At 42.7% G+C, this 20,262-nt stretch carries 33 protein-coding genes and 1 rRNA gene; 2 read left to right on the plus strand and 32 right to left on the minus strand.

The features are described 5' to 3' along the window. The 3 genes from AC58UW_RS31120 to AC58UW_RS31130 form a co-directional block, all read right to left on the minus strand. Positions 1–71 (minus strand): 16S ribosomal RNA (locus AC58UW_RS31120); the annotation flags it as partial. A gap of 298 nt (positions 72–369) precedes the next feature. Continuing rightward, complete coding sequence (locus AC58UW_RS31125) at positions 370–600, minus strand: hypothetical protein (RefSeq protein WP_090826664.1); 231 nt, start codon at positions 598–600, stop codon at positions 370–372. A 156-nt stretch (positions 601–756) separates the two neighbouring features. Further along, on the minus strand, positions 757–1,368 hold the full coding sequence (locus AC58UW_RS31130) for a stage II sporulation protein M (protein WP_497424422.1): 612 nt from the start codon (positions 1,366–1,368) through the stop codon (positions 757–759). Positions 1,369–1,481: 113 nt separating this feature from the next. On the opposite strand from AC58UW_RS31130, the gene pdaB reads away from it, so the two are divergent. Continuing rightward, positions 1,482–2,264, plus strand: a complete 783-nt coding sequence (gene pdaB / locus AC58UW_RS31135) for a polysaccharide deacetylase family sporulation protein PdaB (protein WP_497424423.1) — start codon at positions 1,482–1,484, stop codon at positions 2,262–2,264. A gap of 22 nt (positions 2,265–2,286) precedes the next feature. On the opposite strand, the gene AC58UW_RS31140 is transcribed toward pdaB, so the two are convergent. After that, entirely contained in the window at positions 2,287–2,886 is a 600-nt protein-coding gene (locus AC58UW_RS31140; RefSeq protein WP_497424424.1) for a KinB-signaling pathway activation protein, read from the minus strand. A gap of 135 nt (positions 2,887–3,021) precedes the next feature. On the opposite strand from AC58UW_RS31140, the gene gerD reads away from it, so the two are divergent. Continuing rightward, positions 3,022–3,795 carry a spore germination lipoprotein GerD gene (gene gerD, locus AC58UW_RS31145; RefSeq protein ID WP_497424425.1) on the plus strand — a complete coding sequence of 258 codons (774 nt, stop codon included), beginning with the start codon at positions 3,022–3,024 and terminating at the stop codon, positions 3,793–3,795. A 47-nt stretch (positions 3,796–3,842) separates the two neighbouring features. On the opposite strand, the gene salA is transcribed toward gerD, so the two are convergent. The 28 genes from salA to rpsQ form a co-directional block, all read right to left on the minus strand. Then, positions 3,843–4,949, minus strand: coding sequence for an iron-sulfur carrier protein/transcriptional regulator SalA (gene salA / locus AC58UW_RS31150; RefSeq protein ID WP_497424426.1), 1,107 nt, complete (start codon positions 4,947–4,949; stop codon positions 3,843–3,845). 57 nt (positions 4,950–5,006) lie between these two features. Then, on the minus strand, positions 5,007–5,768 hold the full coding sequence (gene cwlD, locus AC58UW_RS31155; RefSeq protein WP_497424427.1) for an N-acetylmuramoyl-L-alanine amidase CwlD: 762 nt from the start codon (positions 5,766–5,768) through the stop codon (positions 5,007–5,009). 71 nt (positions 5,769–5,839) lie between these two features. Continuing rightward, positions 5,840–7,012, minus strand: coding sequence for a sulfate adenylyltransferase (gene sat / locus AC58UW_RS31160; protein WP_497424428.1), 1,173 nt, complete (start codon positions 7,010–7,012; stop codon positions 5,840–5,842). Positions 7,013–7,042: 30 nt separating this feature from the next. Beyond that, a complete protein-coding gene (locus AC58UW_RS31165; RefSeq protein ID WP_497424429.1) occupies positions 7,043–7,735 on the minus strand; it encodes a phosphoadenylyl-sulfate reductase in 693 nt (230 codons plus the stop codon). A gap of 262 nt (positions 7,736–7,997) precedes the next feature. Continuing rightward, on the minus strand, positions 7,998–8,390 hold the full coding sequence (gene rpsI / locus AC58UW_RS31170; RefSeq protein ID WP_090826682.1) for a 30S ribosomal protein S9: 393 nt from the start codon (positions 8,388–8,390) through the stop codon (positions 7,998–8,000). An 18-nt stretch (positions 8,391–8,408) separates the two neighbouring features. After that, positions 8,409–8,846 carry a 50S ribosomal protein L13 gene (rplM, locus tag AC58UW_RS31175; protein ID WP_315955985.1) on the minus strand — a complete coding sequence of 146 codons (438 nt, stop codon included), beginning with the start codon at positions 8,844–8,846 and terminating at the stop codon, positions 8,409–8,411. Positions 8,847–9,018: 172 nt separating this feature from the next. Next, positions 9,019–9,780: a tRNA pseudouridine(38-40) synthase TruA gene (gene truA, locus AC58UW_RS31180; RefSeq protein WP_497424456.1), complete on the minus strand. Its 762-nt coding sequence runs from the start codon at positions 9,778–9,780 to the stop codon at positions 9,019–9,021. Between the two features lie 109 nt (positions 9,781–9,889). After that, on the minus strand, positions 9,890–10,255 hold the full coding sequence (gene rplQ, locus AC58UW_RS31185) for a 50S ribosomal protein L17 (RefSeq protein WP_163953683.1): 366 nt from the start codon (positions 10,253–10,255) through the stop codon (positions 9,890–9,892). Positions 10,256–10,279: 24 nt separating this feature from the next. After that, entirely contained in the window at positions 10,280–11,224 is a 945-nt protein-coding gene (locus AC58UW_RS31190; protein WP_029196443.1) for a DNA-directed RNA polymerase subunit alpha, read from the minus strand. A 126-nt stretch (positions 11,225–11,350) separates the two neighbouring features. Next, positions 11,351–11,746 (minus strand): 30S ribosomal protein S11, encoded by a 396-nt coding sequence (rpsK, locus tag AC58UW_RS31195; RefSeq protein ID WP_028557470.1) that lies wholly within the window; start codon positions 11,744–11,746, stop codon positions 11,351–11,353. Between the two features lie 18 nt (positions 11,747–11,764). Beyond that, positions 11,765–12,133 (minus strand): 30S ribosomal protein S13, encoded by a 369-nt coding sequence (gene rpsM, locus AC58UW_RS31200; protein ID WP_145669519.1) that lies wholly within the window; start codon positions 12,131–12,133, stop codon positions 11,765–11,767. 19 nt (positions 12,134–12,152) lie between these two features. Next, positions 12,153–12,266 (minus strand): 50S ribosomal protein L36, encoded by a 114-nt coding sequence (gene rpmJ, locus AC58UW_RS31205; protein WP_145669517.1) that lies wholly within the window; start codon positions 12,264–12,266, stop codon positions 12,153–12,155. Positions 12,267–12,373: 107 nt separating this feature from the next. Beyond that, positions 12,374–12,592: a translation initiation factor IF-1 gene (gene infA, locus AC58UW_RS31210; RefSeq protein WP_009676800.1), complete on the minus strand. Its 219-nt coding sequence runs from the start codon at positions 12,590–12,592 to the stop codon at positions 12,374–12,376. A 2-nt stretch (positions 12,593–12,594) separates the two neighbouring features. Continuing rightward, positions 12,595–12,900 (minus strand): hypothetical protein, encoded by a 306-nt coding sequence (locus AC58UW_RS31215; RefSeq protein WP_497424430.1) that lies wholly within the window; start codon positions 12,898–12,900, stop codon positions 12,595–12,597. 10 nt (positions 12,901–12,910) lie between these two features. Next, positions 12,911–13,663 carry a type I methionyl aminopeptidase gene (gene map / locus AC58UW_RS31220; protein ID WP_497424431.1) on the minus strand — a complete coding sequence of 251 codons (753 nt, stop codon included), beginning with the start codon at positions 13,661–13,663 and terminating at the stop codon, positions 12,911–12,913. Then, entirely contained in the window at positions 13,663–14,313 is a 651-nt protein-coding gene (locus AC58UW_RS31225) for an adenylate kinase (RefSeq protein ID WP_497424432.1), read from the minus strand. Before AC58UW_RS31225 ends, map begins: the two co-directional genes overlap by 1 nt. 85 nt (positions 14,314–14,398) lie before the next feature. Continuing rightward, positions 14,399–15,703, minus strand: coding sequence for a preprotein translocase subunit SecY (secY, locus tag AC58UW_RS31230; protein WP_497424433.1), 1,305 nt, complete (start codon positions 15,701–15,703; stop codon positions 14,399–14,401). Further along, a complete protein-coding gene (gene rplO / locus AC58UW_RS31235; protein WP_314799750.1) occupies positions 15,703–16,143 on the minus strand; it encodes a 50S ribosomal protein L15 in 441 nt (146 codons plus the stop codon). Before rplO ends, secY begins: the two co-directional genes overlap by 1 nt. A gap of 36 nt (positions 16,144–16,179) precedes the next feature. Beyond that, positions 16,180–16,368, minus strand: coding sequence for a 50S ribosomal protein L30 (gene rpmD, locus AC58UW_RS31240; protein ID WP_497424434.1), 189 nt, complete (start codon positions 16,366–16,368; stop codon positions 16,180–16,182). 11 nt (positions 16,369–16,379) lie between these two features. Then, the gene (rpsE, locus tag AC58UW_RS31245) at positions 16,380–16,877 is read right to left on the minus strand and encodes a 30S ribosomal protein S5 (RefSeq protein WP_056618277.1); all 498 of its coding nucleotides are present in this window, start codon (positions 16,875–16,877) and stop codon (positions 16,380–16,382) included. Positions 16,878–16,905: 28 nt separating this feature from the next. Beyond that, positions 16,906–17,274 (minus strand): 50S ribosomal protein L18, encoded by a 369-nt coding sequence (gene rplR / locus AC58UW_RS31250; protein ID WP_497424435.1) that lies wholly within the window; start codon positions 17,272–17,274, stop codon positions 16,906–16,908. 100 nt (positions 17,275–17,374) lie between these two features. Further along, entirely contained in the window at positions 17,375–17,917 is a 543-nt protein-coding gene (rplF, locus tag AC58UW_RS31255; RefSeq protein WP_145669501.1) for a 50S ribosomal protein L6, read from the minus strand. A 29-nt stretch (positions 17,918–17,946) separates the two neighbouring features. Then, complete coding sequence (rpsH, locus tag AC58UW_RS31260; protein ID WP_029196454.1) at positions 17,947–18,345, minus strand: 30S ribosomal protein S8; 399 nt, start codon at positions 18,343–18,345, stop codon at positions 17,947–17,949. Positions 18,346–18,377: 32 nt separating this feature from the next. Next, positions 18,378–18,563 carry a type Z 30S ribosomal protein S14 gene (locus tag AC58UW_RS31265; protein ID WP_029196455.1) on the minus strand — a complete coding sequence of 62 codons (186 nt, stop codon included), beginning with the start codon at positions 18,561–18,563 and terminating at the stop codon, positions 18,378–18,380. Between the two features lie 36 nt (positions 18,564–18,599). Beyond that, positions 18,600–19,142 carry a 50S ribosomal protein L5 gene (gene rplE / locus AC58UW_RS31270; protein ID WP_157326749.1) on the minus strand — a complete coding sequence of 181 codons (543 nt, stop codon included), beginning with the start codon at positions 19,140–19,142 and terminating at the stop codon, positions 18,600–18,602. Between the two features lie 33 nt (positions 19,143–19,175). Beyond that, positions 19,176–19,529, minus strand: a complete 354-nt coding sequence (gene rplX / locus AC58UW_RS31275) for a 50S ribosomal protein L24 (protein WP_209856245.1) — start codon at positions 19,527–19,529, stop codon at positions 19,176–19,178. A 51-nt stretch (positions 19,530–19,580) separates the two neighbouring features. Continuing rightward, positions 19,581–19,949 (minus strand): 50S ribosomal protein L14, encoded by a 369-nt coding sequence (gene rplN / locus AC58UW_RS31280; RefSeq protein WP_028557485.1) that lies wholly within the window; start codon positions 19,947–19,949, stop codon positions 19,581–19,583. Positions 19,950–19,984: 35 nt separating this feature from the next. Continuing rightward, on the minus strand, positions 19,985–20,248 hold the full coding sequence (gene rpsQ / locus AC58UW_RS31285; protein ID WP_157326750.1) for a 30S ribosomal protein S17: 264 nt from the start codon (positions 20,246–20,248) through the stop codon (positions 19,985–19,987). Positions 20,249–20,262: the final 14 nt, after the last annotated feature.

Here is a 20,262-nt window from a genome sequence, read left to right on the forward strand (position 1 = left end):
CTCCGCTCGACTTGCATGTATTAGGCACGCCGCCAGCGTTCGTCCTGAGCCAGGATCAAACTCTCCATAGTAGAAAGCTTAATTGTACTCATTGACTTGCTAGCGAGATTAAAATAATCTCTATTTTTGAACGATTTCTCGTTCGTGCTTACTCACTCGTTGTTCAGTTTTCAAAGATCAATTTCTTCCTTTTATCTTCGCCCTCTGTTTAGCGGCGACTTTTTAAATATACCACATTCGCCCAAAACATTGCAAGTCTTTTTTTCAATAACATTTCGAGTCATTTTCAGGCCGACTTGCTTGTCCTTGTTTTCAAGGGGCGAGTTATAAAATAACACATAAGGAGAGGGTAAGTCAAGAACGTACCCCCTATTTTTTTTGAGCTTGGTAGTTGCGGTTTCTTGCATATTTCGAAATTTCTTTGGGAGTCGCTAAGCGAGCATACATCCTGAAGATAACTTTATATCTGGATTCTATTGCCCCTTTAATTTCTTGATCGATTCTTTTGTCATTCAAATCAAACAGCATTTCATCTAACTCTTTACGCAGTACATAATCTAATTCTCTGCATTCCCGATCATTGAACAAGAATCCGAGCATACATCCATCCAAACCCCTCTCGACTGTAGAGATTAATGGCACTAACAGTAGAATCGAAAGAAGCAGCCACCTAAAACCTTCGTTTGCCCGCCACCCTACTGCTTTACTGTTATGCTCAGATTTTGCCATTTTTATGACAAGGTTTCTGAAAAATTTTTACAAATGCACCAACCAGTAGGTGAGCGTGCTCTCAATGATTGCCGCGAGTAACAAAAGTACAACAATTGCAACAATAAGAGGTTTGGTTAAGGTTAGTACTTTTTTAAGTTCTGAACTTGCTGTTCTATTTGGAACAGGCACAAAAATTTGCGCTGCACTTTTCCAAACTAACATACCTAACTTAAGCCCATAAGCGCAGGCTAACAGAATAACCGGTATTTCGATGATTCCATGCGGAAGAATACCTTTGAGTACAATAGACAAGGTGCTTTCATGCGTTTGAAGAGAGAGTACATAGCCTAGAATCATTCCATTTGCAACTAACATGAAGAGCGGCAGCACACCTAATGGAAGCCCAAGAAAAATAATGGCCACAGATTTTATGGCATTATTCAGGAATATGATAAAGAAAAACCACATTTGTGGATTATCTTTATTACTGAGGGATTGACTTATCGACTTAAGCCCTTCTAACTGACCTTTTAAAAAGAATGAAAATTGATCAGAGTTTGCCCACCCCAAGTAAAAACTAACGCCAAACACTAAAACTACGACGATAAAATAGTGCTTCATTTCTTTAAAATGCTGCAACAATGGTTTAAATGTCATTTCTGATTTTCCTCCAATTTCGGAAGCATAAGTACTGTGTACGAGCATACATTATTTATCAAAGAGTATACAAGCCTTACCGTTTGTAAGGCATAAGGAGGTACAGGCTGTAAATGAACTATTTTTTCGTACTAAATGCTAAGAAATTTAAACAATATGTATTTATTGCTCTTGCCATCGTATTCGCAGCAGCTATTGTCTATTCGGAGCAAAGCAACATCTCTGTTTTTTCTAATGCTGAGCCTTCAGCGATTTACAGTGTGCAGACAGAGAAAAAGGTTATTGCGCTAACCTTCGATATTTCCTGGGGAGAGAAGCGAGCAGAGCCTATTCTGAACATTCTTAAGGATAAAGGGATAAAAGACGCAACTTTCTTCCTCTCTTCGCCTTGGAGTAAAAGTCATCCTGAGATCGTTGAGCAAATCAAAAAAGATGGCTTCGAAATTGGTAGTCACGGTAATAAACACGATAATTACAGCACACTTAGCGATGAAGAAATACGTAAACAAATTACGACAGCGCATGGTATATTGACGGAATTAATCGGAAAAGAGCCCAATCTGATCCGCATGCCTAACGGGGATTTCGACAAACGCGTGCTCCGAATCGCCAATGACTTAGGTTATTCCGTTATTCAATGGGATACAGATTCCCAGGATTGGCTCAACAAGGGTGTGGATACGATTATAAATCGTGTTATAACAAAGGCGCATCCCGGAGATATTGTTTTACTGCATGCCAGTGATTCATCCCAACAAACTCACGAGGCCCTACCCGTTATTATTGATCAATTGCGAGCCAAAGGTTATGAATTCGTCACGGTTAGCGGACTAATAAAGCAAACCGAAGTACAAACAACCCCTGTCGAAGACAGAACGATGAAACAACTCAATTAACCCCTACTAAAAAAGAGCTAATTTAATTAGCTCTTTTTGTATCTAATATTTTATGTAAAATCAGAATTTGCCATGCATTACAAACCATTAGTGGAGCTAACATAAAAAAGCTCGAAGCAGCATTGTCTAATTTTAGCGCGGGAACAGCTTCAAGGACTGATACAGCGCACATAAAGAATAAAGTTGGAATAAAGGCGTTCCGATTCGTCATCTTAACTTTCCAGTAAGCAACTCCCAACGAAATAATCAGTATGATCAAGGGCAAAACGGAGTAACTTAATACGGAACCATTTCCTTCAAAATTCGTCATTCTGAGATATACAAGGTCGATCAACACAACAATGACTATCGTTAGTTGTAAAAGATCCCACACTGTCTTGGATTTAATAATCCCGGCGGCAATAAATCTGACAATCAAATAGGCGAAAAATCCCATTTGACTTAAGACACTAATCGTCGCTCCCCCAAGCAGCATATTTACCACATTAAAGCCTACGGCTGACAACCCCATCACAGAAAATTCTTTATCGGAAAATTGTAGAATTAGCCCGATTCCTATAGATACAATCATTCCTAATAATAGTGTTGTCCAAAATAAATGAAACCATTTGCGAAGCGTCACGTGCATTCCCTCCATCATAGACTCTAATTGTTAATTGTACCAACGATTGAGATAAAAAGCCAATGATTTGCCCTTATAATCTATCCTTAACCACGCATACTAACATTACTTAGCTAGGGAAGGGAGCTTTTTCTCATGATAATAAGAAGGTTAAGCCCGATGATGGTCCTGCCGCTCATTACTATCGCTTTACTTCTTTCTTCGTGTGGGTCTGATAAATCATCGCAGGGTCAATCACAAGCAGGTACGTATAAAGAACAAAAGACAATGATCCTTGATATTCTAAAGTCAGAAGACGGTAAAAAAGCAATTAGTGCGGCCAATCGCAGTATAATGAATGGTGATGTAGGCACGACAGGCATAGCCGGTCAGTCTCAAATCAAGCTGCTCTCAGCCAACGAATCCTTACAATTGCAAATGGCTGTCAAAGATGTACTTACCGCAAAAGAGAATAACATGTTTCTCACAGATATGATGAAAGATCCGAAATTTGCAGGAGATTTTGCAAAAGCTATTCAAAAAGATACGAAACAAATGTTTAAAGAGCTGCTAAAAGATCCAGAATATCAAACATCACTTGTCGATGTGATGAAAAATCCTGACTACGAGAAAATGACTCTCGATATCATGAAAACGGCAGCCTATCGCCAGCAAATGATGACCGTGATGGAAGAATCGATTCAGAGCCCTCTATTCCGTGCACATATGGTTGATTTGCTTAAATCTGCTATTGCTCAACAGAGCAAACCTGATGAGATGCCTACGGCAAAAGAAGCTAAAAAGAAAGATGACAGTGGCGGAGGCGGTAAGGATAAGGGTAGTGGAGACGAGAAACAAAAAGATGAGAAGAGCGATTCTGAAGATTCGGATAAGAAGAAAAAGGATTCCGGTTCATCCGATTCGCAGTAGGATACGAAAAAGGGCTAACGGAGGAAATTCTCCGCAAGCCCTTTTTATTACTTTTCTAATTTTGCAATGATATTCGCGGCCATATCCAGATAGATCTGACCAGTCTTAGAGTCTTGTTTATAAACCGATGGTGAATAATCAATTTCTGAGATGTGATTATCAGGAGCTCCTAGAGGAATCTGAGCTAACAATTCACTGTGCAGATCATCTGCCAGTCTAGCCCCTCCACCTTTTCCAAATACGAAATCCTTGCTGCCGCAATCTTTGCACTCATAGTAGGACATATTCTCAACAACCCCAAGTACCTCATGGTTTGTTTGAATCGCCATTGCGCCCGCTCTAGCCGCTACAAAAGCAGCTGTCGCATGTGGTGTAGTAACGATTACTTCTTTACTTTGAGGAATTAGCTGATGCACATCAAGCGCAACGTCTCCTGTACCAGGAGGAAGATCAAGAAGGATATATTCTACATCTCCCCAGTTCACTTCGTTAAAGAAGTTACGCAGCATCTTCCCAAGCATCGGCCCACGCCAAATAACTGGTGCATTATCTTGAACAAAGAACCCCATAGAAATAACTTTGACACCGAATTTCTCTACCGGCATGATGACATTATCGACAATCTTAGGCTGTTCTTCAATGCCCATCATATCTGGGATGCTGAAGCCGTAAATATCTGCATCGATGATACCTACCATTTTCCCTTGGCGGGCCAAGGCAACAGCTAAATTAACGGTCACTGTCGACTTACCTACACCACCTTTACCACTTGCTACCGCGATAAATTGCACCTTGGATGCTTCACCCAATATGGGTTGATCAATAGGAGGTTGTACGGGTTTAGGCTCCTTGGGTGCTTCAGAGGCACTGGAGGTTGGTTTATACAGCTCTTCAATCTGATTTCGCTCATAGTCTGTCATCATTCTAAAGCGAATATGAACTTGTGCTGCTCCTAGCTTTTCTATAGCTTCACGAACAAAGGTCTTCGCTGTTTCTCTGTAGGCTTCATCTTCTGATGCAACAATCAAACTTAGCGAGACACTCTCTTCTTTTATTAAAATATCCCGAACTAAGTTCAGCTCGACAACACTTTTGTTATATCGAGGCTCTTGCAGAGGTTTTAAAGCTTCTAATAGCTGCTCTTTATTTATCATAGCCACTCACCTTTTTTAAGAGATCGTAATTATATTAGTGGCCTTTATTATAACACATTATGATTCAGATCCCACTTTCTCACCAGCATAAAATCTAAGAACACCCTGATAAATGGCTGCTGCTACCATTTTCTGATATTTCTCATCAGCTAGTAGTCTTGCTTCATCCGGATTAGAAAGGAAACCTACTTCTATAAGTGCACTAGGAATCTTTAATGTCTTTAATAGGTAAACTGTTTTGTCAGCAGGTTTTGCGATACGATCCGTATTCTCCAAATTTCTCTTTAATTCAAGTTGAATTAGTGTAGCAAGATTGGAGTTGTTAGGATTGTTCGTGTAGTAGAACGTTTGTGCGCCTTTCCACTTGGGAGAAGGTATACTGTTCAAATGAACGCTTAGAAACATGTCTGCATTTTTCTCATTTATCATATCCGCTCGATTGTGGAGATCTTCTGTTTTTCTCTTGCTGTACCCTTTCGTACCTGGATCGGCAAGATCGGTATCTGTTTCCCTTGTCATTACAACGAGCGCCCCTGCTTGCTGTAAGTAGTCACGCAATTGCAAGGTAATGGCTAAATTGATATCTTTCTCAATGACACCCTCTTTACTCGAAGCACCGCCGTCTGGACCACCGTGACCCGCATCCAAAGCAATGGTTTTACCCGATAGCGGCAAAGTCCAATCTGACCATGTTTTCGTCGCCGGAAGCTCATAGGCATAGATAAAAACCACGAGTGCTACCAGTAAAGTCGAAAGTGCTAGTTTGAGGCTACTGTGAAAAGTCAGCCAGATGACCAACCGCTTCTTCCTTTTACGCATAAAAAATCCACCTCTGTTCCCCATAGACTCTGTATCATCTATATGGGACAGGGTGGACAAATATACCTTACCTACACGTGATAATCAGGGTCTCGAAGACCTTCAATTAAAACTTGCGCAACCTCTGAACGAGTAAACTCTGGAGGTGGACACTGACCATCTCTGAGAAGGCCGCGTACCTTTGTACCCGAGAGGTGCAGGTGGTGTGACTTGTCATGTGGACAAGTTTTACTAGATGCCATGTTACCACATTTGGTGCAGAAGAAGCTGTGCTCAAAGAATAAAGGTGTGATTCCCATTTCATCCGCCGTAAAGTTATTGAAAATCTCTTGTGCTTCATAAGTACCATAGTAGTCACCTACGCCCGCGTGGTCGCGTCCAACGATAAAATGAGTGCAACCATAGTTTCTACGCACTATTGCATGTAGAATCGCCTCACGGGGCCCTGCATAACGCATAGCAGCCGGGTAAACGCCAAGGAACGTACGATCCTTCGGATAGTAGTTCTCAAGCAGTACGAGATAACTTCTCATACGAACATCAGCAGAAATGTCATCGGACTTTGTTTCGCCAACAAGCGGGTTGAGAAATAGCGCATCCACAATCTCCATTGCTGACTTCTGAATGTATTCATGCGCACGATGAACCGGATTGCGTGTTTGGAAACCAACAACCGTACGCCAGCCCTTCTCTGCAAAAATACGACGCGTTTCTGAAGGGTCAAAGTAGAACTCTTCGAATTTCTTCCGTTTAGGTCTACTCAGCAACTGAATCGGTCCACCGATATTAGTAGATGATCGCGAGAACAGCTTATCTACGCCTGGGTGCGCCATATCGTCAGTTTTAAAAACTTTAACAGCTTCATTTACTTGGTCAACTTTGTAGATGCTAGTCGTGTCTATAATGGCATAAGGTTCGCCATCTTCTTCGCCAACAAGCGCAACTTGATCACCAACTGTAATGGAGGCTGCAACTTCAGGAGCGATGGATAATGTAATTGGAATACTCCAAACCGTCCCGTCTACTAAACGCATAGTTTCTACAACAGAATTGTAATTTGCTTCATCAAGAAAACCGGATAGAGGGGAAAATGCACCTACTGCAATAAGATCAAGGTCAGAAATGGTCCATGAGTTTACACGAATTTGTTTCAAGGATGCAGCATGTTTGAGCAGCTCTTCTCTTTGCTCTGCCGGTACCAAGCGGTTAATTAATTCGCCACCATGTGGTTTGATCCTCGTCATTGACGCAGTCCCCCCATCATTTCGCTATTCTTATTTGTGGAGTCCGCATTCCGTTTTCTCGATACTTGCCCAACGACCTGCGCGTGGATCTTCTCCTTCTGCTACTTGGCGTGTGCAATGCGTGCAGCCGATGCTAGGGTAATTACGGTCATGTAGCGGATTATATATTACATTATTCTCACGAATGTAATTCCAGACATCTTCAGACGTCCAATTTGCCAGTGGATTGAACTTAATAAGACCAAATTTCACGTCATATTCTACTTTTTTAGCATTAGCACGAGTTGGGGCTTGATCGCGGCGGATTCCGGTAATCCATGCGTCGTAGTTTCTAAGAATATCTGTGAGCGGATCAACTTTACGAATGTTGCAGCAATGATTTGCATCGCTTTTCCAAAGCTCATCACCAAACTTCTCAGCTTGTTCTTCCAGTGTAAGTTTCGGCAGTACTTGAACAAATTTTGTGCCGTAATGCTGCTCTAATCGGTCTCTAGTTTCATAAGTTTCTGGAAAATGAACATTCGTATCCAAATAGAAAATATCTACATTCGGATTAATCTTTTGAAGCATATCAACAAGTACAACATCTTCAGCACCGAAACTACATGCAAGCGTTAACCTTGGGAAAGCTTCAACAGCTAGTTTCAAAACGGCCTCAGCGGGCTGATTCTCAAATTCTTCAGCAGCTTTTGTTACAAAGGCTTCTTTTTCGAAAAGATTCATCAGTAGTTTACCTCCATCATTAATTCCGAGTGTTATTGTATGATTTATACTCAATTATAGCTGAGTTATTTTCCCTGTCAATGACTTTTTATCATTTTGGTATTAACTTTCCTTAATTTGTACGATTAAACGAAAATCATATTGGAATCTGAAGATAAATGAGAATACTTTTCAGCGAAAAAGATAAAACCCATATATAGATAAAAAAACCTCTCCAGCATACTGCCAGAAAGGTTTCTTTGGAGCGCCAAGGCGCAAGATCTTAACGTTTGGAGAATTGAGGAGCGCGACGAGCGGCTTTCAATCCATATTTTTTACGCTCTTTCATACGGGAATCACGTGTTAGGAATCCAGCTTTTTTCAAGGATCCACGGTATTCAGGATCAGCTTTCAACAAAGCGCGGGAGATACCGTGACGGATTGCTCCAGCTTGTCCGCTGATTCCACCACCATTAGCAAGAACCAAAACATCGTATTTACCGACAGTTTCTGTTAGAGCCAAAGGTTGTTTAACGATAAGTTTCAAAGTTTCTAGACCGAAATACTCATCTAGATCACGTTTATTGATAATGATGCGTCCTTCACCCGGTACTAGGCGCACACGCGCTACCGAATGTTTACGACGACCCGTTCCATAATATTGAACTTGTGCCACGAAACGTTCCTCCTTATATTAACCGCGAAGATTCCAAACTTCTGGTTGTTGTGCTAGATGTGGGTGTTCTGCTCCACCGTATACTTTAAGCTTTGTTTTCATGCTGTCGCCAAGACGGTTCTTTGGAAGCATACCATGTACGGCAAATTCGATCATACGATCAGGTTTGCTGTTAAGCAAGTCCTGAGCGGAAGTCACTTTCAAACCACCTTGGTACAAAGAGTGACGGTAGTACATTTTGTTTTGCATTTTTTTACCAGTAAGCTTAATTTGGGAAGCATTGATAACAACTACGAAATCACCAGTATCTACGTGTGGAGTAAACTCCGGTTTGTGCTTACCACGGATAATGCTAGCAACTTCACTTGCAAGACGGCCAAGTGTTTGGCCTGCAGCGTCAACGATGTACCATTTACGCTCTACTTCATTTGGCTTCGCCATATATGTCGTGCGCATGCTGAATCCTCCTAAAAATATATCTCAAATACATAATTATTATAGTTAACTTACATAATCGATGGATGGTTGTGGCAGTTACGGATCAGGGGCTGTGGGGTAGCCGATCACGAAACGCCAAGTTATATTCTACACGAAACCTAGTGAAGAAGCAAGTCATGTTTAAAGTTTTTTAATACTCAACTTTCCACAACATTAACCCCATCGCTTCAGCAGTAGGGCCTGCTTCAGCACGGTTTCTGGCTTCAAGAATGCGCTGCATATCGCTGCTAGGTCTCTTACCTTCACCAATTTGAATTAGCGTCCCTACAATGATCCTAACCATGTTGTACAGGAAGCCATTCCCCGTCACAATGATCCGAATCCTCTCAACCTGTCCCTCGCCGGTCAGTTCATCAGTTTCAAGAACCATACGAGCCTCGTAGAGTGTTCTCACCTTCACTTCCTTATCCGTTCTCACCGTGCAAAACGAAGTGAAATCATGCTCTCCTAGCAAACAAGGGAGCGCCTCTCTCATGGCTTCCACATTTAAATGCGTAGGGTGATGGTATTCATAATTGCGGTGAAAGACATCAGGGAAGCGCACCGAACGAATCGTATAACAGTATGTCTTGCGCTTCGCGGCTTTGCGGGAGTGAAAAGAAGGGGGGACCTCCTCCGCCGTATGGGCGACGATGTCCTTGGGTAGTCTAGCGTTTAGGGCTAAACACCAACGTTCCACAGGTATCTTGGAGTTCGTGGTAAAATTAATAACTTGTGCTTTAGCGTGAACACCCGCGTCAGTGCGCCCCGAAGAGGCCACTTTCACTTGCTCGCCAGTCAACAGATATACAGCTTGTTCTAACCGTTGCTGGATTGTATCCGCATTGGGTTGAATCTGAAAGCCTGAATATGCTGTGCCATCATAACTTATAGTAAACCGTAGATTTCTCAAGGCATGTTCGTCCATGAGTCATCCTTCCTACTTCTATAGGTCAGGTAAAAGACTGCAAAAAAAGGGCTTCACCAGAATCTATGATTCCGTCCACCCTTTCCCATCCGTCTTATGCGCGATCTACTAGCTCTAGGTATACCATTGGTGCTGCGTCACCGCGGCGAGGTCCCAGTTTAAGGATACGTGTGTATCCACCTGGACGCTCGGAGTAACGAGTAGCCAATTCGGAGAAAAGTTTTTGAATCGCATCTTGGTTTTCGTTTGCAGCCTCTCTACGAACAAAAGCAGCAACCTGACGGCGTGCATGAAGATCTCCGCGTTTCGCAAGAGTGATTAACTTCTCAGCGATGGAACGAATTTCTTTTGCTTTTGCTTCTGTAGTTTGAATGCGTTCATGTATGAACAAATCTGTAACCAGATCACGGAATAATGCTTTACGATTACTGGAATCGCGGTTCAACTTCCTGTAGTTCATTGAATTAACCTCCTTCTGACAAGACTATTCCTCGGTACGAAGACCCAAACCAAGCTCTTCGAGCTTTTCTTGAACTTCTTCAAGCGATTTGCGACCTAAGTTCCGAACCTTCATCATGTCTTCTTCTGTTTTGGTAATAAGCTCTTGTACGGTGTTAATCCCTGCACGCTTGAGGCAGTTGTAAGAACGAACAGATAGATCAAGCTCTTCGATAGTCATCTCAAGAACTTTCTCTTTCTTATCTTCTTCTTTCTCCACCATAATCTCAGCATCTTTGGCTTCATCCGTCAAACCGACGAATAAGTTCAGATGTTCAGTTAAGATTTTGGCGCCCAAGCTTACTGCTTCTTCTGGTCGAATACTTCCATCGGTCCACACTTCGAGGGTCAACTTATCATAGTTCGTCACTTGGCCGACGCGAGTATTCTCGATACTGTAATTTACTCGGGTAATAGGCGTGTAGATCGAATCAATTGGAATCACACCAATTGGTTGCTCTTCATGCTTATTTTTGTCCGATTGGACGTAACCGCGTCCTCTGCCCGCATGAATCCTCATGTGAAGACGCGCATCCGGAGATAAGGTCGCAATATGCAGATCCGGGTTAAGAATCTCCACATCGCTATCACCGCGAATATCTGCCGCAGTAATGTTACCTTCTCCTTCTGCATCAATTTCAAGCACTTTCTCCTCATCGGAGTGAATTTTCAACGAAAGTCCTTTAAGGTTAAGGATAATTTCCGTTACATCCTCAAGCACGCCAGGAATCGTTGAAAACTCATGCAAAACGCCATCGATTTGGACAGAGGTTACTGCAGCCCCGGGTAAAGAGGACAGTAAGATACGACGTAGTGAGTTACCTAATGTTGTACCATAGCCACGCTCCAAAGGCTCTATGATAAATCTTCCATAAGCGCCGTCTTCACTTAAAGCTACAGTTTCTATTTTTGGCTTTTCGATTTCGATCATGAAATGTACCCTCCATTCAATACGTCGTTTCCCTCTGGATACTTCGCTTCAAAATTTCATAGTATGCCTATCCTTCAAACCATTATTCACGTTTTTAAGATAATTATACTACAAAGTAATCCTGAATTATACGCGACGACGTTTTGGAGGACGGCAGCCATTGTGAGGAACCGGAGTCACGTCTTTAATCAGGTTTACTTCAAGACCTGCTGCTTGCAAAGAGCGAATTGCTGCTTCGCGGCCAGCGCCTGGACCTTTAACCATAACTTCAACAGTTTTCAAGCCGTGCTCCATAGCTGCTTTAGCTGCTTTTTCAGCTGCCATTTGTGCCGCAAAAGGAGTACTTTTACGGGAACCTTTGAATCCAAGGTTTCCTGAAGATGCCCAGGAAATTGCGTTGCCATGAGGATCCGTGATCGTTACGATCGTATTGTTAAATGTTGAACGGATGTGTGCTACTCCGGACTCAATATTTTTACGGTCACGACGTTTCGTACGGACTACTTTTTTAGGTTTTGCCATTAGCTCTAACCCCCTTTATTATTTCTTCTTATTAGCTACTGTACGACGAGGACCTTTACGTGTACGAGCGTTAGTTTTAGTACGTTGACCACGAACAGGAAGACCACGGCGGTGACGAAGACCACGGTAGGATCCGATTTCGATTAGACGTTTGATGTTTAGGGAAATCTCACGGCGAAGGTCGCCTTCTACTTTAAGGGTTTTGTCAATTACATCACGGATTTTGCTCACTTCATCTTCTGTCAGGTCGCGAACGCGAGTACTGCCGTCAATACCTGTTGAAGCGATGATTTTCTGAGCAGTTGTAGTGCCGATACCGAAAATGTAAGTCAACGCGATTACTACTCGTTTGTCACGAGGTAAGTCAACTCCAGCTAAACGTGCCATCTACAGATTGCACCTCCTTTTAACCTTGTTTTTGTTTGTGCTTAGGTGTTTCACAAATTACCATAACGTTACCTTTGCGGCGGATAACTTTGCATTTCTCGCAAATCGGTTTAACCGATGGTCTAACTTTCATTTTTAAGCCCTCCTTATCATCGTAAGCAACCATGTTGCGTTTTCTGTTAGAAAACTTGCTTCGTAAGCATACGCCTTGAGAGAGTAACTTACATGTAAGCCAAACATTTATTTAAAACGGTAGGTTATACGGCCTCTCGTTAAATCGTAAGGCGATAATTCTACGGTAACCTTGTCACCAGGTAAAATGCGGATAAAGTGCATTCTGATTTTACCGGATACATGGGCTAGGATTTTATGACCATTTTCCAATTCAACCTTAAACATTGCATTCGGAAGAGGTTCAATCACTGTACCTTCTACTTCAATTACATCTTCTTTGGCCACAGTCATTCTCCTTTCTCTTGTGCTTCATCTTGCATAAGTTCAACGAATTTGGCAATTGCGAAGCGCAACTTTCCATTAGTAACACGACCTGTTTCCCTAATGCTTGACTCCACTTCACTACTAATCGTTTCTTGTAATTGAAGATGATTCAGGTTCTTCTTCTTCGGCTGATCGAATTTACGATTTACACCGTCTGCAAGCCAGACAAAGCGATCATCAACAATTCCAATCACGACCGCATATTCTCCGGGATCTCTGCCGCGAAGCACCTTTACGATTTGACCCACCTTCGGTATCAACCTATCCACTCATCATCACCTACGATCTAGGCAAGGTTAATATTTCATAACCAGCTGCCGTAATAGCAACCGTATGTTCAAAATGAGCGCATAATGTACGATCCGCAGTGACGACAGTCCAATCGTCTTCGAGTGTTTGGACAAATCTCTCGCCAACGACCACCATGGGTTCAATGGCTAGGACCATGCCTGGTTTGAGACGAGGACCTTTGTCAGGAACACCGTAATTCGGAATTTGTGGTTCTTCGTGAAGATCCGTTCCGATACCGTGACCGACATACTCTATAACCACGGAGAAGCCTGCGTCTTCAATACAAGTTTGGATTGCATGCGACAACGTGTAGAGTCTAGCATCCGGTTTAGCTTCTGCTATGCCTCGATACAGCGATTGTTCCGTCACAGCTAACAGACGTCTGGCTGTTTCCGAAATTTCGCCGACAGGATAAGTCCAAGCAGAATCTCCATGATAACCTTTATACTGAGCGCCGATATCGATAGATATGATATCACCCTCAACCAGCTTTCTTGGACCAGGAATACCATGAACTAATTCTTCGTTGACTGAAGCACATATGCTTCCAGGAAAACCGTTATAGCCTTTGAAAGATGGAATCGCTCCCTGACTGCGAATGTATTCCTCTGCGATCTGATCAAGTTCTTTCGTTGTAATGTTCGGACGAATTGCCCTTGCCAATAAGCGGTGCGTTTCGGCTACGATACGACCAGCTTCTCGCATTAGGTCTAGTTCAACCTCGGACTTACAAATGATCATTACGCTAGACCTCGTAGCAGTGAACTAATTTGTTCGGTTACCGCATGAATGTCTTGTTCCCCGTTAACCTCACGCAATAATTCCCTCTTTTGGTAGTAATCCAGCAGCGGAGCGGTTTTGTTGATGTACTCATCTAAACGCGTTCCGACTTTCTCTTCCGTATCATCAGATCGTTGGTACAACTCACCTGAACATTTATCGCATACGCCTTCTTGCTTTGGTGGGTTGAAGATTACATGATACGTAGCGCCACAGGATTTACAAATTCTTCGGCCGGTTAGTCGTGCGAGCAAAAAGCTGCGATCAACGGAAAGATTGATAACTACATCAATCTTCTTGCCTAAGGAATCTACAATTTCAGACAAAGCATCTGCTTGAGCGACAGTTCTCGGGAACCCGTCAAGCAGGAAACCTTTATCGCAGTCCGGTTGAGCAAGACGTTCTCTCACAATACCGTTCGTGATTTCATCAGGAACAAGAAGCCCCTTATCTACATATCCTTTGGCTTCAACACCAAGTGGTGTTCCTTGGCTCATCGCCAAGCGAAATGCATCTCCAGTTGAAATATGAGGGATTTGAAATTCACTTACGATCTTTTCAGCTTGCGTACCTTTGCCTGCACCAGGAGGCCCCATAAAAATTACGTTCAACTTTAAAACCTCCCATCGCACTCGGCATTACGAACAGCACAATAGGTGCCGATGTCGCAAAACTTGCCCCATCAGAACCTATTTGCTATTTATTGATGAACCCTTTGTAATGCCGTTTAATCAATTGGCTCTCGATTTGTTTCATCGTTTCAAGACCAACGCCTACTACGATAAGTAAAGATGTACCACCAATCCGAACCGAACTTGGCAAGCCTGCAAGACCTCCAAAAAGCATTGGGAGAATCGAGATTGCTGAAAGAAACAGAGCTCCAGAAAGAGTAATTCTAGTCATTACACGAGTCAGATAAACAGAAGTTGTTTTACCAGGTCTGATCCCCGGTATGTAGCCGCCATTTTTCTTCATCTGATCAGCCATTTGAACCGGATTAATTTGTACGAAGGTATAGAAGTATGTGAATCCGATAATCAACAGTACATACAAGACAATCGCTAGCGGAGCAGTCTGGTTAATACTCAAGTTGTTAATAATCCATTCTGCAACGACATTACCTCTCCAATAACTTGCGATGGTTGGAGGGAACATTAATAACGAAAGTGCAAAGATAACTGGGATTACACCAGCAGCATTCACTTTAAGTGGAATGTGCGTAGTTTGACCACCATACATTTTACGACCAACTACACGCTTAGCATATTGTACAGGAATCTTACGAACCCCTTGTTGTACAAAGATGACACCAGCAATAATCAGCACAACAACGATAGCAATAATAATCAGCTTCACGATACTCAGGAACAAAGCCGCATCGGTTGCAAATAGTGATTTGTAAATTTGTTGAATGCTTGTAGGAATCGCCGCGACGATACCTGCAAAGATGATAATGGAAATACCGTTGCCAATCCCAAATTCAGTGATTTGCTCTCCAAGCCACATCAAGAAAGCTGTACCAGCTGTCAGAACGATAGCGATCAAAGCAAATGTTGCAAAGCCTGGATCAATTACGAGTCCACTATATAAGCGGTTGAACCCGATTGAGAGACCAAAAGCTTGAACAATTCCTAAAACAATCGTACCGTACCGAGTAACTTGCGTCATCTTCTTTCTTCCGACATCCCCTTCTTTCGCCCATTGCGCAAAGCGCGGCACTACATCCATGGACAAAAGCTGAACGATGATAGAAGCTGTGATGTAAGGCATAATTCCCATCGCGAAGATGGAGAATTGGAAGAGCGCACCGCCGGAAAACGTGTTAAGCAAACCAAAGACATCGCTCTGATTCGCTTGGTCTTGAAGTTTAAGAACATCTGTATTTATGTTAGGTACCGGAATGAAGGCGCCTAAGCGGTAGACGATTAACAAGATGAGTGTGAATACTATCCTTCTACGTAAATCCTCTACCTTGAAGATGTTGGCTATGGTACTGAACATTAAATCACCTCGGTTTGACCGCCGGCAGCTTGGATTTTCTCAATCGCTGATTGAGAGAACTTATTCGCTTTAACGGTTAATTTTACTGTGATTTCACCGTTTCCTAAAATCTTGATACCGTCTTTAGGAGCTTTAACAATACCAGACTCCATCAAAACTTCCGGAGTAACTTCGGTACCAGCTGCGAAATTGTTCAAATCTTCAAGGTTCACGATTGCGTACTCCGTACGGAAACGGTTCGTGAAACCACGTTTAGGTAAACGACGGTATAACGGGTTTTGTCCACCCTCGAATCCAGGACGAACGCCACCACCGGAACGTGCGTTTTGACCTTTGTGTCCGCGAGTTGATGTTTTACCCATACCACTACTTGTTCCACGTCCAACACGTTTGCGAGTTTGACGAGATCCAGTAGCAGAACTTAGTTCATGTAACTTCATCGTTGTACACCTCCTCTAGATCTTTATATCGTGCAATTATGCTTCGATTTCTTTAACTTCTACCAAATGACTTACTTGATTAACCATACCTCTGATTGCTGCGTTGTCTTGGTGAAGAACAGTTTGGTGCAGCTTGCGCAGACCAAGAGTTTTCACTGTAACACGTTGCGTTTCAGGGCGGCCAATCAGGCTGCGTTTTAGGGTAATTGCTAATTGTTTCGCCATGTTTACCCCTCCTAACCTAGTAACTCTTGAACAGTTTTACCACGAAGCTTAGCAACTTCTTCCGCTTTTTTCAAGCGGCTCAAGCCTTCAAGCGTAGCATTAACCATGTTCATAGAGTTCGATGAACCAAGGGATTTTGTCAAAATATCGCCGACACCAGCAAGTTCAAGTACTGCACGAACTGGTCCGCCTGCGATAACTCCTGTACCTTGGGAAGCTGGCTTAAGCAGAACGCGTCCTGCTCCAAACTTACCAGTTACAAGGTGAGGAATCGAAGTGCCTACGATTGGAACATGAATCAAGTTCTTTTTCGCATCTTCAATACCTTTACGGATTGCATCAGGAACTTCGGAAGCTTTACCGATTCCTGCGCCAACCCAGCCATTGCCATCGCCAACGACAACAAGTGCGCTGAAGCTGAAACGACGTCCGCCTTTTACTACTTTAGCTACGCGATTAATATTAACGACTTTTTCTGTTAGCTCTAAAGTATTAGGATCTACACGCAAGTCTTTTACCTCCTTATATATGTTTTTCCTAGAATTCTAGTCCAGCTTCACGAGCTGCGTCAGCCAATGCTTGCACACGTCCATGATAGAGGTATCCACCGCGGTCAAATACCACTTGGTTTACACCTTTCTCTTTTGCACGCTCTGCGATCAATGCGCCAACTTTACGAGCAGCTTCAACGTTACCGCCGTTACCGATATCACTTTTCAGATCTTTATCTTGTGTAGATGCAGAAGCAATTGTAACACCAGTAGTGTCATCAATCAGTTGAGCATACATGTGTTTGGAAGAACGGAAAATGTTCAAACGTGGGCGAGCAGTTGTACCTTCAATTTTCTTACGAACGCGAAGGTGTCTTTTCAAACGTGCTTTGTTTTTATCGCCTTTAGTAATCATCTATACTTACACTCCTTTCATCACTTATGATGCGAGGCTTATGCTTAGATAGCAAGCTTTCTCACGAAAGCTCTTAGCTATTACCCGCGATCTAACGATCTTATTTCTTCTTACCAGCTTTACCTTCTTTACGAAGAATGCGCTCGCCTTCATACTTGATACCTTTACCTTTATACGGCTCAGGCTCACGTACGGAACGAACTTTAGCTGCCATAGCGCCAACGCGTTCTTTATCAATTCCGCGAACGATAATTTTTGTGTTCGAAGGAACTTCGAACTCAATACCGCTCTCTGGAGTGATTTCAACTGGATGGGAGTACCCAACGTTGAGAACCAATTTGTCACCGCTTTTGTTAGCACGGTAACCTACGCCTACTAGATCCAAAGATTTCGCAAAGCCTTCCGTAACACCACTTACCATGTTGGCAACAACACTACGTGTTGTACCATGCAAAGCACGGTGGAGCTTGTTGTCGGAAGGACGCTCAACGGAAATCTCGTTTTCTAGAACACTTACTTTCATATCTTTATGAAGTTCACGGGACAAAGAACCTTTAGGACCTTTAACCGTGATTTGAGTATTCTCTAGTGTTACATTTACACCACTTGGAATGGTGATTGGTTTGCGACCAATACGAGACATGTTTGCACCTCCATTCAATTACAATTGTATTACCAAACGTAGCAGATAACCTCTCCGCCAGCTTTGGATTGACGAGCATCTTTATCCGTCATAACTCCTTTAGATGTGGAGATGATGGCAATCCCTAATCCGCCCAATACTCGAGGGATTTCTTGTGATTTAGTGTAAACGCGTAGTCCTGGTTTGGAGATTCTCTTCAAACCGGAGATAACACGCTCATTGTTTGAACCATATTTCAGGAACAAACGAATGATACCTTGTTTGCTATCTTCAACGTACTCAGCATCACGGATAAATCCTTCTTTTTTGAGGATTTCAGCGATTTCCCTTTTCACTTTTGATGCAGGGATTTCAACTGTTTCATGACGTACGATATTCGCATTACGAATGCGAGTTAGCATATCTGCAATTGGATCTGACATGACCATTTGTGTAAACCTCCTTCCCGAAAATAGGGTGATTACCAGCTTGCTTTTTTCACGCCTGGAATCTGACCTTTGTGTGCTAATTCGCGGAAACAAATCCGACAAATTTTGAACTTGCGAAGCACTGAATGCGGACGTCCGCAGCGCTCACAACGTGTGTATGCTTGCACTTTAAACTTCGGGGTACGTTGTTGTTTGACTTTCATCGAAGTTTTTGCCACTTAATATAACACCTCCTGATAGGTACGACCTGGAACCTATTTTACGAAAGGCGCTCCGAGTTGTGTTAAAAGCTCGCGAGCTTCCTCGTCGGACTTAGCCGTTGTTACGATAACGATATCCATACCACGAACTTTATCAACCTTATCATACTCAATTTCAGGGAAAATGAGTTGTTCTTTCAAACCAAGCGTGTAGTTTCCACGGCCATCAAAAGCCTTGTTGGAAATACCGCGGAAGTCACGTACACGTGGAAGTGATACGTTGAAAAGTTTATCCAAGAAATGATACATGCGTTCGCCGCGAAGTGTAACCTTCACACCGATTGGCATGTTCTCACGAAGTTTGAAACCCGCGATTGCTTTTTTGGATTTAGTTACAACTGGTTTTTGACCAGCGATTTTTTGAAGATCTTCTACTGCAGTATCAAGCACTTTGGAATTCGATACAGCCTCACCAACACCCATGTTGATAACGATTTTCTCGATTTTAGGAACTTGCATTACTGTTGAGTAGTTAAACTTTTGAATTAACGCTGGAGTAATTTCGTTCAAATAACGATCTTTCATTCTTACTGCCATGACTCAATTGCCTCCTTTCCATGCTTGTTTGTATTAGTCGATAACTTCGCCGGATTTTTTCGCGATACGAACTTTCGTTCCGTTATCCAATACTTTGTATCCTACGCGAGTAGGTTTGCCGCTCTTAGGATCAATCAGCATCACGTTAGAAACGTGGATTGCAGCTTCTTGATTCAAGATACCGCCTTGCGGGTTTTGTTGGGATGGTTTCGCATGTTTCTTAACCATGTTTACACCTTCAACCAATACACGGTTTTGACGAGGATAAGCAGCGATTACACGGCCCTTCTTACCTTTGTCTTTACCAGTGATTACAAAAACCGTATCGTCTTTTTTCACGTGCAGTTTATTGTTATGAGATTCTAATCTCTTTTTAGTTCTTGGCATTAGCTTCTACACCTCCTGAGGTTTCCCGTAAGGAAAACAGACTAACTGTTCTTAGATAACTTCTGGAGCCAAGGATACGATCTTCATGAAGTCTCTGTCACGAAGTTCGCGTGCAACTGGTCCAAAGATACGTGTACCACGTGGACTTTTATCTTCTTTCACGATAACAGCCGCATTCTCATCAAATGAGATATATGATCCGTCTTTACGGCGAGCACCGCTCTTAGTGCGAACGATAACTGCTTTAACAACGTCACCTTTTTTGACAACGCCACCAGGTGTTGCTTCTTTTACTGAACATACGATCAAATCACCAATGTGACCAACGCGACGACCAGTACCACCCAAAACACGGATACACATCAATTGCTTAGCACCGGAGTTGTCAGCAACAGCCAAACGAGTAAATGGTTGAATCATCGTATTCCCTCCTTTCGGGGTTCATATCTAGATTATTAGATAACAACTGCAACTTCAAGAACTTCAACAAGTCTCCAAGATTTATCTTTGGACAAAGGTCTAGTTTCGGAAATTTTTACAGTGTCACCGATTTTAGCTTGATTGTTTTCATCATGAGCTTTGAATTTCTTCGTATATTTGATTCTCTTGTGATAGAGATCATGTTTTTTGTAAGTTTCAACAGCAACAACAATGGTTTTATCCATTTTATCACTGACAACTTTACCGATCAGAACTTTACGATCGTTACGTTCAGCCATCTAAGGAAGCCTCC

This window comes from Paenibacillus sp. J22R160 (genome assembly GCF_059692135.1).